The 14834-nt window shown below is 68.5% G+C and carries 13 protein-coding genes and 1 tRNA gene; 11 read left to right on the top strand and 3 right to left on the bottom strand.

Annotated features, from left to right (window positions below; translation table 11 throughout):
- Positions 1-245 precede the first annotated feature (245 nt).
- Positions 246-2105, bottom strand: a complete 1860-nt coding sequence (locus J5226_RS18825) for a sulfatase-like hydrolase/transferase (RefSeq protein WP_215836025.1) — start codon at positions 2103-2105, stop codon at positions 246-248.
- A gap of 280 nt (positions 2106-2385) precedes the next feature.
- On the opposite strand from J5226_RS18825, the gene J5226_RS18820 reads away from it, so the two are divergent.
- Positions 2386-3321 carry a 2-oxoglutarate and iron-dependent oxygenase domain-containing protein gene (locus tag J5226_RS18820; RefSeq protein WP_215836024.1) on the top strand — a complete coding sequence of 312 codons (936 nt, stop codon included), beginning with the start codon at positions 2386-2388 and terminating at the stop codon, positions 3319-3321.
- 249 nt (positions 3322-3570) lie between these two features.
- Here J5226_RS18820 and J5226_RS18815 read toward each other — a convergent pair whose 3' ends face one another.
- Both J5226_RS18815 and J5226_RS18810 read right to left on the bottom strand, forming a co-directional pair.
- Entirely contained in the window at positions 3571-4716 is a 1146-nt protein-coding gene (locus J5226_RS18815; RefSeq protein ID WP_215836023.1) for a hypothetical protein, read from the bottom strand.
- A 583-nt stretch (positions 4717-5299) separates the two neighbouring features.
- On the bottom strand, positions 5300-5815 hold the full coding sequence (locus J5226_RS18810) for a DNA-deoxyinosine glycosylase (protein WP_215836022.1): 516 nt from the start codon (positions 5813-5815) through the stop codon (positions 5300-5302).
- A gap of 131 nt (positions 5816-5946) precedes the next feature.
- Between J5226_RS18810 and tpiA the strand changes: the two genes are divergently transcribed.
- From tpiA to nuoG, 10 genes are all read left to right on the top strand, one after another.
- Positions 5947-6699: a triose-phosphate isomerase gene (gene tpiA, locus J5226_RS18805; RefSeq protein WP_215836021.1), complete on the top strand. Its 753-nt coding sequence runs from the start codon at positions 5947-5949 to the stop codon at positions 6697-6699.
- Between the two features lie 72 nt (positions 6700-6771).
- A complete protein-coding gene (secG, locus tag J5226_RS18800; protein WP_215836020.1) occupies positions 6772-7281 on the top strand; it encodes a preprotein translocase subunit SecG in 510 nt (169 codons plus the stop codon).
- 118 nt (positions 7282-7399) lie between these two features.
- Positions 7400-7484: transfer RNA gene (locus tag J5226_RS18795), tRNA-Leu, on the top strand.
- Positions 7485-7658: 174 nt separating this feature from the next.
- Positions 7659-8015: an NADH-quinone oxidoreductase subunit A gene (locus J5226_RS18790; RefSeq protein WP_057947326.1), complete on the top strand. Its 357-nt coding sequence runs from the start codon at positions 7659-7661 to the stop codon at positions 8013-8015.
- Positions 8006-8581 carry an NADH-quinone oxidoreductase subunit B gene (locus tag J5226_RS18785; RefSeq protein WP_096378843.1) on the top strand — a complete coding sequence of 192 codons (576 nt, stop codon included), beginning with the start codon at positions 8006-8008 and terminating at the stop codon, positions 8579-8581. Before J5226_RS18790 ends, J5226_RS18785 begins: the two co-directional genes overlap by 10 nt.
- Positions 8578-9297, top strand: a complete 720-nt coding sequence (locus tag J5226_RS18780) for an NADH-quinone oxidoreductase subunit C (RefSeq protein WP_215836019.1) — start codon at positions 8578-8580, stop codon at positions 9295-9297. The genes J5226_RS18785 and J5226_RS18780 overlap by 4 nt, the downstream gene beginning before the upstream one ends.
- Before the next feature lie 22 nt (positions 9298-9319).
- On the top strand, positions 9320-10609 hold the full coding sequence (locus tag J5226_RS18775; RefSeq protein ID WP_215840497.1) for an NADH-quinone oxidoreductase subunit D: 1290 nt from the start codon (positions 9320-9322) through the stop codon (positions 10607-10609).
- Between the two features lie 67 nt (positions 10610-10676).
- Positions 10677-11204 carry an NADH-quinone oxidoreductase subunit NuoE gene (gene nuoE, locus J5226_RS18770; protein WP_215836018.1) on the top strand — a complete coding sequence of 176 codons (528 nt, stop codon included), beginning with the start codon at positions 10677-10679 and terminating at the stop codon, positions 11202-11204.
- A gap of 11 nt (positions 11205-11215) precedes the next feature.
- Positions 11216-12586 carry an NADH-quinone oxidoreductase subunit NuoF gene (gene nuoF / locus J5226_RS18765; RefSeq protein WP_215836017.1) on the top strand — a complete coding sequence of 457 codons (1371 nt, stop codon included), beginning with the start codon at positions 11216-11218 and terminating at the stop codon, positions 12584-12586.
- Positions 12583-14826: an NADH-quinone oxidoreductase subunit NuoG gene (nuoG, locus tag J5226_RS18760; RefSeq protein ID WP_215836016.1), complete on the top strand. Its 2244-nt coding sequence runs from the start codon at positions 12583-12585 to the stop codon at positions 14824-14826. The genes nuoF and nuoG overlap by 4 nt, the downstream gene beginning before the upstream one ends.
- The last annotated feature ends 8 nt before the right edge of the window (positions 14827-14834 follow it).

Genomic DNA, 14834 nt, shown 5'->3' with positions numbered 1-14834 from the left:
TGAGCGAAAGACGAAGGCCGCGCGAGCGGCCTTCGTCGTTTCCGTCGGTCGGCTGCCGTGTGTAGGAGCGGCGCAAGCCGCGACCGCGCCAATCGATCGCCGGCGCGTCGTCGAAGTCCGACGAAGCGAGCCACCGCTTCGAACGAGATCGCGCACCGCATCGGGCTTGCGCCGTCGTTTCGTTGTCGCGGTCGCGGCTCGCGCCGCTCCTACACGGAGCGGCCATGGCTTACGAAGCGTGCGCCTCAGCGCTGCTGGAACCGCGTCAACATCTCCCACGACTGGCTCACCGCCGCCGGATCGACCTTCGCGTCCGGCAACGGCCGGTAGCGATCGTCGACCACGGTCGCCGCGCCGTAGTTGTCGAACAGGTAGATCTTGTCGCCGTGGCGGATGCCGCGTTGCGACCAGCTTTCCACCAGTAGCGGCCGGTTCGGCTGGCCCGGGCCGAACAGGTCGCGGCCGGTGCTGTAGTCGGCGCTGTCGTTGCGGCAGCCCAGCGCGTGGGTCATCAGCGTCGGCACCAGATCTTCGTGCGAGGTGACGTGGCCGATCTTCTGCGCGGCCTTGCCCGGCCAATACAGCACGAACGGGGTGCGCAGCTGATACTCGGAGAAGTTGCCGTTGTGGCCCCAATAGTTCTGCTTGAGGTCGTTGAACTCCTCGCCGTGATCGCCGGTGATCACCACCACGGTGTCCTGCGCGAACGGCCCGGATTCCAGCGCGTCGACGAACGGGCCGATCAGCGAATCGGCGTAGTGCGCGGCGGTGCGGTAGCGGTTGAAGTCCGGCACCGGGTCGTGGCTGGGGCTGAAGTCGATCGGGTTGATCGATTCGGCCATCGGCGTGAACAGCGGCGGGTAGCCCTTGGGCATGTAGTAGGGCTGGTGGGTCGAATCCAGGAACACGAAGCCGAAGAACCGCTGCTGCGGCGCGGTCGCGGCGATGTCGCGCTGCAAATCGCGCAGGATCGCCATGTCGCGCTCGGCGCTCTTGCGCTCGCGCGGGCCGTTGACCAAACGGTCGCGCACTTCCGAGAACACGGTGCGGTCGAACTCGGGGTTGTACAGCGGCGCGCTGCCGTACAGATGCATGGCGTAGCCGTCTTTCTTCATCTGGCCGATGAAGGCCGAGCCGCGCTGCTCGGCCAGCATCGGATGCCAATAGCCGCCGGGCAGGCCGTAGAGCAGGCCGAACAGGCCGAAGCGGGTGGCGTTGCCGGTGCTGTAGTGGTCGTCGTACCACTGCGAGCGCTGCGCCAGCTTCCAGGTGTTGGGCATGATGCGCGGGTCGAGCGCGTCGTGGCGCAGCGATTCGAGCACGATCACCACCACGTTGAGCTTGGGCGCGGTCTCGCAGTCCAGCGGCTTGCGCGGATAGCGCAGCAGGCCTTCGCCGGCGCTGGGCATGCGCGCGTTCGGGTCGCTCTCCACGCCGAAGCGGCGCAGCGAATCCTTCAGCGTGATCGGCTGCGCCCACGGGATGTACGGCAGCTGCGACAGGATCACCCGGTCGCCGCGCGCATCGTAGTAGGCGACCATCAACTGGCCGAACAGCATCACCGCCGCGGCCAGCCACCACGCGCGCACGATGCCGGTCAGGCCGGGGCGGCGGCGCAGCGCGCGCCACCACAGCCACGCCGCGGCGATTTCCAGCGCCAGCACCAGCGTCACCGCGAGCGCGATCAGCGCCCACACCGAGCCCGACAGCACCACTTGGTCCTGCATCGCGCCGCCGAACACCATGTTGGCGACCATCGCGTTGAGGTGGAAGCGGTACAGCGCGAACACCTTGGCGTCGGTGGCGACCAGACAGATCCACGCCGCCTGCAGGATCACCGCGGACACGGTCAGCACGCTGTAGCGCCGGGTCAGCCGGCCCAGCAGCAGCGGCAGCAGGCCGAGCAGGGCGCCGAAGAACACGAAGTGGCCGGGCAGGGCCAGGGTCAGGAACAGCGCCGCCTTCCAATGCTCGGCCAGATGGGCGAAGGGGATGTTGAGCGCGGCGATGAGGATCGCGGCGGCGGCGTTGGTCAGGGTGAAGCCGGTCAGCCAGGCCAGGGCGCGACGCGTCTGGAAGGCGGAGCCTGCGGCGGGAACGTCCATTCGGTACGGCGCTCGGGGAGGGCGGCCTGGGGATCGGGGCCGGGTCGGGCGGCGACTTTAACGTGTAACAAAGCCGTGCAACACCGCCGGACGGCGGGCGGCCGCCAGGGCGGGTGAACGGCGCGGGCGGCCGTTCAGCCGGCGCCGCCGGCGGCTGTGCCGGGCGAGGCCGGCGAGCGTGCCCGCGCGGTCGCGGCGGGGCGCCGGTCGCGCGTCCGGGCCGGCTTTGAGCGAAGATAGCGGCTTACCCGGAAGACATCAGACCAGACAGGAACGCACAGTGAGTCAGATTCCCACCCTCGACATTCGCCGCTTCGACACCGACCGCGAGGCCTTCGTCGCCGAACTCGGCGCGGCCTACCGCGAATGGGGCTTCGCGGGCATCCGCGGCCACGGCATCAGCGACGCGCAGATCGACCGCGCCTACGACGTGTTCAAGCGCTTCTTCGCCCTGCCCGAAGCCACCAAGCGCCAGTACCACGTGCCCGGCGGCGGCGGCGCGCGCGGCTACACCCCGTTCGGCGTGGAGACCGCCAAGGACTCCAAGCATTTCGATCTGAAGGAGTTCTGGCACGTCGGCCGCGAGATCGCGCGCGACTCCAAGTACGCCGCGGACATGCCGGCCAACCTGTGGCCGAGCGAAATCGCCGAGTTCAAGGAAGTCGCCTACGGCCTCTACACCACGCTCGACGACCTCGGCTCGCGCGTGCTCAGCGCGCTGGCCCTGCACATCGGCCTGCCGGAGAACTACTTCGCCGACAAGACCGACTTCGGCAACTCGATCCTGCGCCCGATCCACTACCCGCCGATCACCGCCGACGACATCCCGAACGTGCGCGCCGGCGCGCACGAGGACATCAACCTGATCACCTTGCTGGTCGGCGCCAGCGCCGCCGGCCTGGAAGTGAAGTCGCGCCAGGGCGAGTGGGTGCCGTTCACCGCCGACGCCGACACCATCGTGGTCAACATCGGCGACATGCTGCAGCGCCTGACCAACCACGTGTATCCGTCGACGACCCACCGCGTGGTCAACCCGCCGGGCGAACAGGCGCGCCAGCCGCGCTACTCGACTCCGTTCTTCCTGCACCCGAATCCGGATTTCCTGATCGACGTGCTGCCTTCGACGATCACCGCCGAGAATCCGAAGCGCTATCCCGAGCCGATCACGGCGCAGGGCTATTTGGAAGAGCGCTTGCGCGAGATCAAGTTGAAGTAAGGCAAAGGCGGGATGAAGCGAAAGCGGGAACGGAGAAGCGGGGTTAGGGAACTGTGGGGCGCGGGTGTTCGATGGTTCCGTGTCTTTCCGGTCGATGGCGACGACCCTGAGCTCGGATTCCGATTCCCCGCCAAAGAAAAAGCCGGCTTGCGCCGGCTTTTTCTTTGCTCGTTCGAAACGAGGAGCTCCAGCGAATGGCAGGAAGCAGGGACCGACCCACAGTTCCCTAACCCCTAACCCCGCTTCGACTCAACACCCGATCGCCGTGCACAACGCCACAATATTATCGTCGTTGAACCGCGCGCCGACCCACGCCGTGCCGAACGCACCGATGTGCGGGCCGCTGACGACGCTGTTGACCTGGGGGTCGCTCGAGGAGTTGATCAGCCACGCGCCGCCGCTGGCGCCGTAGGTCATGTCGCAGCCTTGCACGAGGACGTTGGTGCCTTCGCTCGGCGAGTCGTAGGTCTGGCCGGCGCAGACGTTGGTGTACTGCGTGCTCAGGTTGCTGGCGTAGCCGTGCGACTGGGTGTACAGCGAATACGGCTGGTTCCAGGCGCGGCCGAGCCAGCCGACGTAGTTGATCACCGGCATGCCGGTGGTCTGTTCGCCGGCGAGCTTGATCACCGCCACGTCCCAGCGCCGGGTGCCTTGGCTGATCCAGTTGGTCGGCACCCGCGCGGTGCTCCAGCCGAAGCGGCCGTACGGCGCCTCGCCGTAGCGCTCGGCCGGCACGAACACGAAGTTCGAGTTCCAGCCCGAACCGAAGGTGTAGACGCAGTGCGCGGCGGTGGTCAGCACGTTGGTGTTGCTGGAGACCTGCGCGGTGCAGTACGAGCTGCCGCCGCCGGGCGTGTTGAAGTACAGCTTGCCGATCTTGTTCCACGGCGCTGTCTTCCACTGGGTGGTGTAGTAGTTGCCGGGGAAGCGGGTGTAGGCGTAATGCGCGCCGTCCTTCTCGCCGCTCAGCGCCGACGCCGGCGCGGCGCCCTGGCGCGCGTCCAGCGCGTCGAGCTTGTTCCACACCTGCGGGAAGTGCTGGCGGGCGAGGTAGTTGTTGAACGCCGGCGCGGCGCCGCCGGCGACGCTGCCGGCCGGGCCGGTCGGCGCGTCGATCGCCTTGAGCGCGGCGGCGGACGGCTCGCCGCGGGTTTCCCACACCAGCGGCTGGGCCGCCGCGCGCTGGCGCGCGGTGGCGAACGGCGCGGCGTGCGCGGCCTTGGCCGCGGCGACGCTGCCGGGCTTGGGCGCGTCGAGCGCGGCGACGTCGCCGTGGGCGGTGTGGATCACGGTTTCGCCGGCGCTGGCGGCGCCGGCCAGCGACAGCAGGGCCAGGCCGGCGAGGGCGGCGAGGCGGCGGGGGAGGTGCTGCGGGGCGTTGCGATGCGACTTCATGTCCAAGCTCCTTGAGATATCGCTCCATGGGCGACGGGTGGATCGTCGGCGTTGCGCCGCCGCGCGCCTCGATCCGTGCGGCGCGGACGGCACCGGCGAACGCTGGGGCGGCGCGTGCAGGCGCGCCGGACCCGTTGCGCGCCGCGGTGGGGCCGGGCGGCGTTCGTCGGTGGCGGACGCCCAGGACGGGCGGCCACCCCAGGAAACGCCGGGGTCGGGGCGGGCAGGACAGGCCGGGGCGGTGGACAGGTGCGGCGGCGGTGTCGTCGCAGAGTGGCCTGGGACGGGCGCGGGGCAGGCGCGGCAAGGGTTTCGGGCGGAAGGCGCGGGGCGGGGCGGAGAGAAAGTGTTGCGCGGGTGCAACGTGCGCGGGGTGCGGGAGGGCCGGGGATCGGCGGTTTTCGCAGGGCGCTTGGCGCCGGGGCGGGGCGATTTGCGGGAGCTGAGGTTTCGTCGTGGTTGTTTTGTCGTGGTCGCGGCTCGCGCCGCTCCTACAGGGGCTTCGGCCGCTGCGCGATCTGCCTGTAGGAGCGGCGCGAGCCGCGACCGCGCGGCGTCAGATCGCGACGCCCCCTTGTCAGCCCTAGCGCACCCGCGCCCCCGCCGCGCGCAACGCCTCCCGCCACGCCTCCAGCTTCATCTCCGCGCGCTGCGAGGCATTGGCCGGGCTGGTCGACGGCAACCGCACCAGCCGCAACTCCGGCCGCGCCAAGCCCGGCGCGACGAAGCGGCGAAAGCTCTGCTCGGCCTTGGCGCCGTTGAACAACAGCGTGCCGATGCGCGGATGGCGCGCCAGCAGGCCGGCCAGATCGTTGGCCACCGCGGTGTCGTCGCGGATCGCCGAATCCAGGCTGCCCTCGCGCTCGCATTGCGCCAGCACGTCCCACAGCGCGATCCCGGCCGCGCCCAGCGCCGCCACCCGCGCCGGATAGTCGAGGTCCGGCCCGGCCCCGACCAGCGCGCCCATGATCGGCCAGAACCGGTTCTGCGGATGCGCGTAGTAGCGCCCGGCGGCGAGCGACGCCGCGCCGGGCATGCTGCCGAGCACCAGCACGCGGGCGTCGGGGGCTTCGAGCGGCGGGAAGCTGTGCAGGGTCATGGAGCTGGGAGGTAGCGGATAGGAGATAGGAGATAGCTTAGGTGTGGGCGTACTCGGCTATTTCCTAACTCCTATCCGCTATCTCCTGCAGCCGTTAGACTGCGCCCCGTCCACGTACCAAGGGAGAGGCCATGCGCCGCAGAATCGTCGCCGGAAACTGGAAGCTGCACGGCACCCGCGAATTCGCTTTCGCTTTGCTCGACGAAGTCGCCGCGCAGACCCCGCCGGCCGGCGTGGAGCGGGTGATCCTGCCGCCGCTGCCGTACCTGGGCGAGCTGGTCGAACACTACGGCGAACGCGGCCTGGCCTTCGGCGCGCAGGACGTCAGCAGCAACGTCAAGGGCGCCTACACCGGCGAAGTCTCGGCGCAGATGCTCAAGGAAGTCGGCGCGGTCTACGGGCTGGTCGGCCATTCCGAGCGCCGCCAGTACCACCGCGAAACCAGCGAGCTGGTCGCGCGCAAATTCGCGGCCGCCCGCGACGCCGGATTGGTGCCGATCCTGTGCGTCGGCGAGACCCTGGAAGAGCGCGAAGACGGCAAGACCCAGTGGCGCCTGCAGGAACAGCTCACCCCGGTGCTGGAACTGCTGGGCGTCGCGGCGCTCGACGGCGCCATCGTCGCCTACGAGCCGGTGTGGGCCATCGGCACCGGCCGGACCGCCTCTCCGGAGCAGGCGCAGGAAGTTCACGCATTCATCCGTAGCGAAATCGCTTCGCACGATGCTAGAATCGCTGGCTCGCTTCCGATCCTTTACGGCGGAAGCGTGAAAGCCGACAACGCCGCCGCGCTGTTTTCCCAGCCCGACGTCGATGGCGGACTGGTCGGCGGCGCCTCTCTGGTCGCGGCCGACTTCAACGCCATCGCTGCCGCGGCGGCGCCCTGATCGCGACGAGCGGCGAACTCCGCCGCCCGCCGACGGTCGTAACGAGCTGTCACTGAGCGAAGAATCCGAACGATGCTGTTGTTCCTCAACGTCATCTATGTGTTGATCGCGATCGCGATGATCGCCCTGATCCTGATGCAGCGCGGCGCGGGTGCGCAGGCCGGCTCGGGCTTCGGCGGCGGCGCCTCGGCGACCGTGTTCGGCGCCCGCGGTTCGTCGAACTTCCTGTCCAAGTCGACCAAGTGGCTGGCGGTCGCGTTCTTCACGATCAGCCTGTTCATGGCTTGGCAGGCCAGCCGCACCGCTCCGGTGCAGGCGGGCAAGCCGGATCTGGGCCTGATGGGCCAGGTCAAGGAACAGCCGGCGCCGGCTCCGGCCGCTACCCCGGCCGCGGTTCCGCAAGCTCCGGCCAGCGGCGTGCCGCAGGCTCCGGCGACGACGGCTCCGGCCGCCCCGGCTTCGGCTCCGGCCGGCAACGCGCCCGCCGGCGCGGCGCCGGCTCCGGCCGCCGAAAAGCCGGCGCAGCCGCCGGCGACGATGCAGCCGGCAGCCCCGGCAAAACAGCCGGCTAACGGCGGCTGAATAAACAGGTTAAAATAGAGTTTCAGCCCCGCCCGGACGGCAGGGCAGGTCAGCGATGACCTAAGCGGAGCGGGTTCCCCGCAACGCTCGGCCAGGATGGCGACAGTAGGTTGGCAGTGCCCAGATGGCGGAATTGGTAGACGCACTACCTTGAGGTGGTAGCGACTTAGGTCGTGGGGGTTCGAGTCCCCCTTTGGGCACCACATCCAACCGATGCCGAAATAGCAAGCTGTTTCAGCAATTCGCACCACGGTACGCAGGTGCGGCACGCACGGCGGGCCGCTCCGCGCGTCCGAACGACTGGGCGCCGCGGCGCCAAGCCAAGGAACGCGAACTTCGCGTCCATGTAGCCGAACAAGTAGCCGAGAGAACACCGCGTGCTGGCCGAATACCTGCCGACTCTGTTGTTCCTGATCGTCGCCAGCGGTATCGGCGTCGCCCTGTTGGTGGTAGGCAATGTGCTCGGGCCCAAGCGCCCGACCGCGGAGAAACTGTCTCCGTACGAATGCGGCTTCGAGGCCTTCGAAGACGCGCGCATGCAATTCGACGTGCGCTACTACCTCATCGCCATCCAGTTCATCATCTTCGATCTGGAAATCATCTTCATCGTGCCCTGGGCCACCGTGTTCCGAGATCTCGGCGTGGTCGGCCTGATCGAGATGGGCATTTTCGCCAGCATGCTCCTGCTCGGCTTCGTTTACGTCTGGAAGAAGGGAGCGCTCGAATGGGAGTGATCCAAACCGTGTCCGGGTTGATGCACAACCCGTTGCCGGAAGGCCGCCTGGACGACATCCTGCGCCCCGAGGGCGAGAACCCGCTGTTGCAGCAGGGCTTCGTCACCACCAACCTCGACACGCTGTGGAACTGGGCGCGCACCGGCTCGATGTGGCCGATGACCTTCGGTCTGGCCTGCTGCGCGGTCGAGATGATGCACGCCGGCGCCGCGCGCCTGGACCTGGACCGCTACGGCGTGGTGTTCCGCCCCTCGCCGCGCCAGTCCGACGTGATGATCGTCGCCGGCACCCTGGTCAACAAGATGGCCCCGGCGCTGCGCAAGGTCTACGACCAGATGCCGGACCCGAAGTGGGTCATCTCGATGGGCAGCTGCGCCAACGGCGGCGGCTACTACCACTATTCCTACTCGGTGGTGCGCGGTTGCGACCGCGTGGTGCCGGTCGACGTCTACGTCCCGGGCTGCCCGCCGACCGCCGAAGCGCTGGTCTACGGCATCCTGCAGCTGCAGCGCAAGATCCGCCGCGGCACCAACTTCGGCGACGCCAAGCAGGGTGTGCGCGAATGAGCCCGTCCGATCTCGCCCAGCGCCTGGACGCGCGTTTCCCGCAAGCCGCCATCGTCGTCGCGCAACCGCGCGGCGAAATTACTTTGGAGGTCGCCCACGACCAGTGGCTCGAGGCAGCGCGCATCCTGCGCGACGAACTCGGCTTCGAGCAGTGCGTGGACGTCAGCGGCGTCGATTACCTCACCTACGGCAGCGACGAGTGGGACACCGACGTCTCCTCGGAAGGCTTCTCGCGCGGCGTGGAAGGCAAGAGCGCCGGCCGTTTCCGTTGGGGCGAAGAACCCAACGGCGCCGAGGACGCCAAGCCGGCGCGCCGCTTCGCCGCGGTCGCGCATCTGCTGTCGTACCAGCACAACGCGCGCGTGCGGCTGAAGACGTTCGCGCCGAACGACGATCTGCCGGTGGTCGATTCGCTGACCTCGGTGCACCCGGGCGTGAACTGGTTCGAGCGCGAAGCCTTCGATCTGTACGGCATCGTGTTCGAGGGCCATCCGGACCTGCGCCGCATCCTCACCGACTACGGTTTCGTCGGCCATCCGTTCCGCAAGGATTTCCCGCTGATCGGCAACGTCGAAGTGCGTTACGACGCCGACAAGCGCCGCGTGGTGTACGAGCCGGTCTCGATCGAGCCGCGCGTCGGCGTGCCGCGCGTGATCCGCGAGGATGCGCGCTACCAGACCGCGCAGGGCGAACTCTCGCAGCGCGAGGTGAAGTGACATGAGCAACCCCGCCAGCGACATGCCCTTGGTGAACCTCAACACCTCCGGCCTCAACAACGCCGAGATCCGCAACTACACCTTCAACTTCGGTCCCCAGCATCCGGCCGCGCACGGCGTGCTGCGCCTGATCCTGGAGATGGACGGCGAAGTCGTGCAGCGCGCCGATCCGCACATCGGCCTGCTTCACCGCGGCACCGAGAAGCTCGCCGAGTCCAAGCCGTTCAACCAGTCGATCGGCTACATGGATCGCCTGGATTACGTGTCGATGATGTGCAACGAGCACGCGTACGTGCGCGCGATCGAAACCCTGCTGGGGATCGAGGCGCCGGTGCGCGCGCAGTACATCCGCACGATGTTCGACGAAATCACCCGCATCCTGAACCACCTGATGTGGGTCGGTTCCAACGCGCTCGACCTGGGCGCGATGGCGGTGTTCCTGTACGCCTTCCGCGAGCGCGAAGAGCTGATGGACTGCTACGAGGCGGTCTCCGGCGCGCGCATGCACGCGGCCTACTACCGTCCCGGCGGCGTCTACCGCGACCTGCCGGACCGGATGCCGAAGTACAAGGAATCGCCCTGGAAGAAGGGCGCCGGCCTCAAGCGCTTCAACGAGTGGCGCGAAGGCTCGATGCTCGACTACCTCGACGCGTTCGCCGACGACTTCCCCAAGCGCGTCGACGAGTACGAGACGCTGCTGACCGAAAACCGCATCTGGAAGCAGCGCACCGTCGGCATCGGCGTGGTCTCGCCCGAACAGGCCCTGGCCTGGGGCATGACCGGCCCGATGATCCGCGGCTCCGGCATCGCCTGGGACCTGCGCAAGAAGCAGCCCTACGCCAAGTACGCGGAAGTCGATTTCGACATCCCCGTCGGCGTCAACGGCGACTGCTACGACCGCTACCTGGTCCGCGTCGCCGAAATGCGCGAATCCACCCGCATCGTCAAGCAGTGCGTGAAGTGGCTGCGCGCCAACCCCGGCCCCGTGATCGTCGACAACTTCAAGGTCGCCCCGCCCAAGCGCGAGGAGATGAAGGACGACATGGAAGCGCTGATCCACCACTTCAAGCTGTTCTCGGAAGGCTATTGCGTGCCGGCCGGCGAGACCTACTGCGCCGTGGAAGCCCCGAAGGGCGAATTCGGCTGCTATCTGGTCTCCGACGGCGCCAACAAGCCGTTCCGCGTGAAGCTGCGCGCGCCGGGCTTCGCCCACCTCTCGTCGATGGACGAGGTCGTCAAGGGCCACATGCTGGCCGACGTGGTGGCGATGATCGGCACCTACGACATCGTGTTCGGCGAGATCGATCGCTGATCTTGCCGCACTAAGGGTTTGTCCCAGACCGGGCGCCGGGGGCGCGCGGTCGCAGAGGAAAGAAGAAATGAAGGCGACAGGCAATTTCGAGGCCGCACAGCACGTGGATCCGATGGTGGCGTTGTCGGATGCGACGCGCGCGCACATCGACCACTGGCTGACCAAGTTCCCGCCGGAGCGCAAGCGTTCGGCGGTGCTGCAGGGCTTGCACGCGGCGCAGGAGCAGAACGGCGGTTGGCTGACCGACGAGCTGATCGCCGCGGTGGCCAAGTACTTGAGCCTGCCGCCGGTGTGGGCGTACGAGGTGGCGAGCTTCTACTCGATGTTCGAGACCGAGAAGGTCGGCCGCAACAACGTCGCCTTCTGCACCAACATCAGCTGCTGGCTCAACGGCGCGCAAGATTTGGTCGCGCACGCCGAGAAGAAGCTGGGCTGCAAGCTCGGCGAATCCACCGCCGACGGCCGGGTCTTCCTCAAGCGCGAGGAAGAGTGCCTGGCCGCGTGCTGCGGCGCGCCGGTGGTCGTCGTCAACGGTCATTACCACGAGAAGCTCGACACGGCGAAAGTCGACGAGCTGCTCGACGGTCTGAAGTGAGGTCGGGCGAGATGGCGCACGGTCACCACGATTATTCCAAGGGCTACGGCCCGGTCGGCCCGGCTCCGCAGGAGCATCAGGTCGTCTACACGACGCTGCATTACGAAACCCCCTGGTCGTACGAGAACTATCTCAAGACCGGCGGTTACAGCGCGTTGCGCAAGATCCTCAGCGAGAAGACCGACCCCGCGCAGATCATCGACGCGGTCAAGGCCTCGGGCCTGCGCGGCCGCGGCGGCGCGGGCTTCCCGACCGGCCTGAAGTGGAGCTTCATGCCCAAGGGCAGCGGCACCCAGAAGTACATCCTGTGCAACTCGGACGAATCCGAGCCGGGCACGGCCAAGGACCGCGACATCCTGCGCTTCAACCCGCACTCGGTGGTGGAGGGCATGGCGATCGCCTGCTACGCCACCGGTTCGACCGTGGCCTACAACTACCTGCGCGGCGAGTTCCATCACGAGCCGTTCGAGCATTTCGAGCAGGCGCTGAAGGAAGCCTACGAACACGGCTGGCTGGGCAAGAACGTGCTCGGCAGCGGCGTGGACATCGACATCTACGGCGCGCTCGGCGCCGGCGCCTACATCTGCGGCGAAGAGACCGCGCTGATGGAATCGCTGGAAGGCAAGAAGGGCCAGCCGCGCTTCAAGCCGCCGTTCCCGGCCAACTTCGGCCTGTTCGGCAAGCCGACCACGATCAACAACACCGAGACCTACGCCTCGGTGCCGGCGATCCTGCGCAACGGCGCCGAATGGTTCGCCGGCTTGGGCAAGCCGAACAACGGCGGCCCGAAGATCTTCTCGGTGTCCGGCCACGTCGCCAACCCGGGCAACTTCGAGATCCGTCTGGGCACGCCGTTCTCCGAACTGCTGCGCCTCGCCGGCGGCATGCGCGAAGGCCGCAAGCTCAAGGCCGTGATCCCCGGCGGTTCCTCGATGAAGGTGCTGCCGGCGGCGACGATCATGGAATGCACGATGGACTACGACTCGCTGCAGAAGGCCGGCTCCGGCCTCGGCTCGGGCGCGGTCATCGTGATGGACGAGACCACCTGCATGGTCCGCGCCTGCCAGCGCATCGCCCGGTTCTATTTCAAGGAAAGCTGCGGCCAGTGCACGCCGTGCCGCGAAGGCACCGGCTGGATGTACCGCATGCTGACCCGCATCGCCGAACAGCAGGCGACGCTGGAAGACCTGCAGATGCTGCGCGCCGCCGCCGGCCAGATCGAAGGCCACACCATCTGCGCGTTCGGCGAAGCCGCCGCGTGGCCGGTGCAGGGCTTCCTGCACCACTTCTGGGACGAGTTCGAGTACGCGATCGTCAACAAGCGTTTCCTGGTCGACGACCAGCGCGCTGGCACCGTGGTTGAGAAGAAGGTGGCCGCATGAGCGCGCAGCCCGTGAATCCGAATCTGCCGCCCGACCACGTCACCGTCTTCATCGACGGCGTCGAGCTGGCCGCGCCGAAGAACTCGATGATCATCCATGCCGCCGACAAGGCCGGCATTCCGATCCCGCGTTTTTGCTACCACGACAAGCTGGCGATCGCCGCCAACTGCCGCATGTGCCTGGTCGACACCGAGGTCGGCGGCCGCGCCGCGCCGAAGCCGTCGCCGGCCTGCGCCACGCCGGTGATGGACGGCCTGAAGGTGTTCACCCGCAACGAGCGCGCGCTCAAGTCGCAGCGCAACGTGATGGAGTTCCTGCTCGCCAACCACCCGCTGGATTGCCCGATCTGCGATCAGGGCGGCGAGTGCGAGCTGCAGGACGTATCGATGGGTTACGGCCGTTCGGTCAGCCGTTACGCCGAACGCAAGCGCGTGGTGCCGGACGAGGACATCGGTCCGCTGGTCGCCACCGAGATGACCCGCTGCATCCAGTGCACGCGCTGCGTGCGCTTCACCGCGGAGATCGCCGGCACCTACGAGCTCGGCGGCATGTACCGCGGCGAGAACCTGCAGATCGGCACCTTCGACGGCAAGCCGCTGACCACCGAGCTGTCGGGCAACGTCATCGACGTGTGCCCGGTCGGCGCGCTGACCAATAAAGTGTTCCAGTTCAAGGCGCGTCCGTGGGAACTGACCGCGCGCGAATCGCTGGGCTACCACGACGCGCTGGGCAGCAACCTGTTCCTGCACGTGCGCCGCGGCGACGTGCTGCGCACCGTGCCGCGCGACAACGAAGCGGTCAACGAGTGCTGGCTGTCGGACCGCGACCGTTATTCGCACCAGGGCCTGTACGCGGAAGACCGCGCCCAGCGTCCGCTGGTGAAGGATGGCGGCGAGTGGCGCGAAGCGTCCTGGGAAGAGGCGCTGAGCCGCGCCGCCAAGATCCTGCGCGACAACGGCGGCGACAACCTCGGCGTGCTCACGCACCCGGCGACCTCGAACGAAGAGGGCGCGCTGCTGGCGCGTCTGGCCGAGGCCCTGGGCACCGGCAACCTCGATCACCGCATTTCCCAGCACGACCTGTCCGACGCCGCGGTGGCCGAAACCTTCACCATGCCGGTCGCCGAGATCGATCAGGCCGACGTGGTCGTGATCGTCGGCAGCAACTTGCGTCATGAACTGCCGCTGGTGCAGCAGCGCGTGCGCAAGGCCTACAACCGCGGCGCCAAGGTGCACGCGGTGAATCCGGTCGACTTCGATTTCACCTTCGACCTGACCAGCAAGCGCATCGTCGCGCCGTCGCAGCTCGCCGCCGCGCTCGGCGACGAAGCGCTGCGCGAGATCGCCAAGGCCGGCAACCACGTCGCCCTGATCCTTGGCGGCGTGGCCGAGAACGGCCCGTACGCGGCCGCGATCCGCGCCGCGGCCAAGGCGTTCGCCGAAGCCACCGGCGCCAAGCTGTGCCGCATCCCGCAGGGCGCCAACGCGGTCGGTCTGGCCCGCCACGGCGTGCTGCCGACCGCGCGCGACGCGCGTTCGATGCTCGACGAAGCGCGCGGCGCCTACGTCATCTACGGCATCGAGCCGGGCCTGGATTTCGCCAGCACCGAAAGCGCGCTGCGCGCGCTCGGCGCGGCCCAGGTGGTGGCGTTCAGCCATTACGCCTGCCGTTCGACCAAAGCCGTGGCCGACGTGATCCTGCCGATCGCGCTGCTGCCGGAAATCGACGCGACCCTGACCAACCTCGACGGCCGCGACCAGCAGGCCATCGCCGGCGGCAAGCTGCCGGGTTCGGCCCGCGCCGGCTGGCGCGTGCTGCGCGCGCTCGGCGGCGAGCTGGGCGCGAAGGGCTTCGAGTTCACCGACTTCGCCGGCCTGCGCGCGAGCATCGCGCCGCGCGCGGTGACGCCGGCCGCTGGCCGCGCGCCGAACGTGGCGGGCGAGGGGCTGGAGCTCGCGGTCTCCACCGCGATCTACCGCAGCGACGCCACCGTGCGCCGCGCGCCCGCGCTGCAGTCGCATCCGCTCAACCTCGAGCCGCGCGCCGTGCTCAATCCCGCCGACGCCGCAGCGCTGGGCTTCAGCGACGGCGCGGTCGGCAAGTTCGGCGCCGGCGCCGGCACCGCGACCCTGCCGGTCGCGATCAGCGCCAAGGTCGCGCCGGGCACGGTGTGGATCGAAAGCGGCCACGGCGCCACCGCGCCGCTGGGCGCGGGCCGCGTCCAGGCGGGGAGGGCTTAAGCCATGAC

Source organism: Lysobacter sp. K5869 (assembly GCF_018847975.1).
Taxonomy (GTDB): domain Bacteria; phylum Pseudomonadota; class Gammaproteobacteria; order Xanthomonadales; family Xanthomonadaceae; genus Lysobacter.
This window is presented reverse-complemented; position numbering and strand designations above follow the sequence as displayed.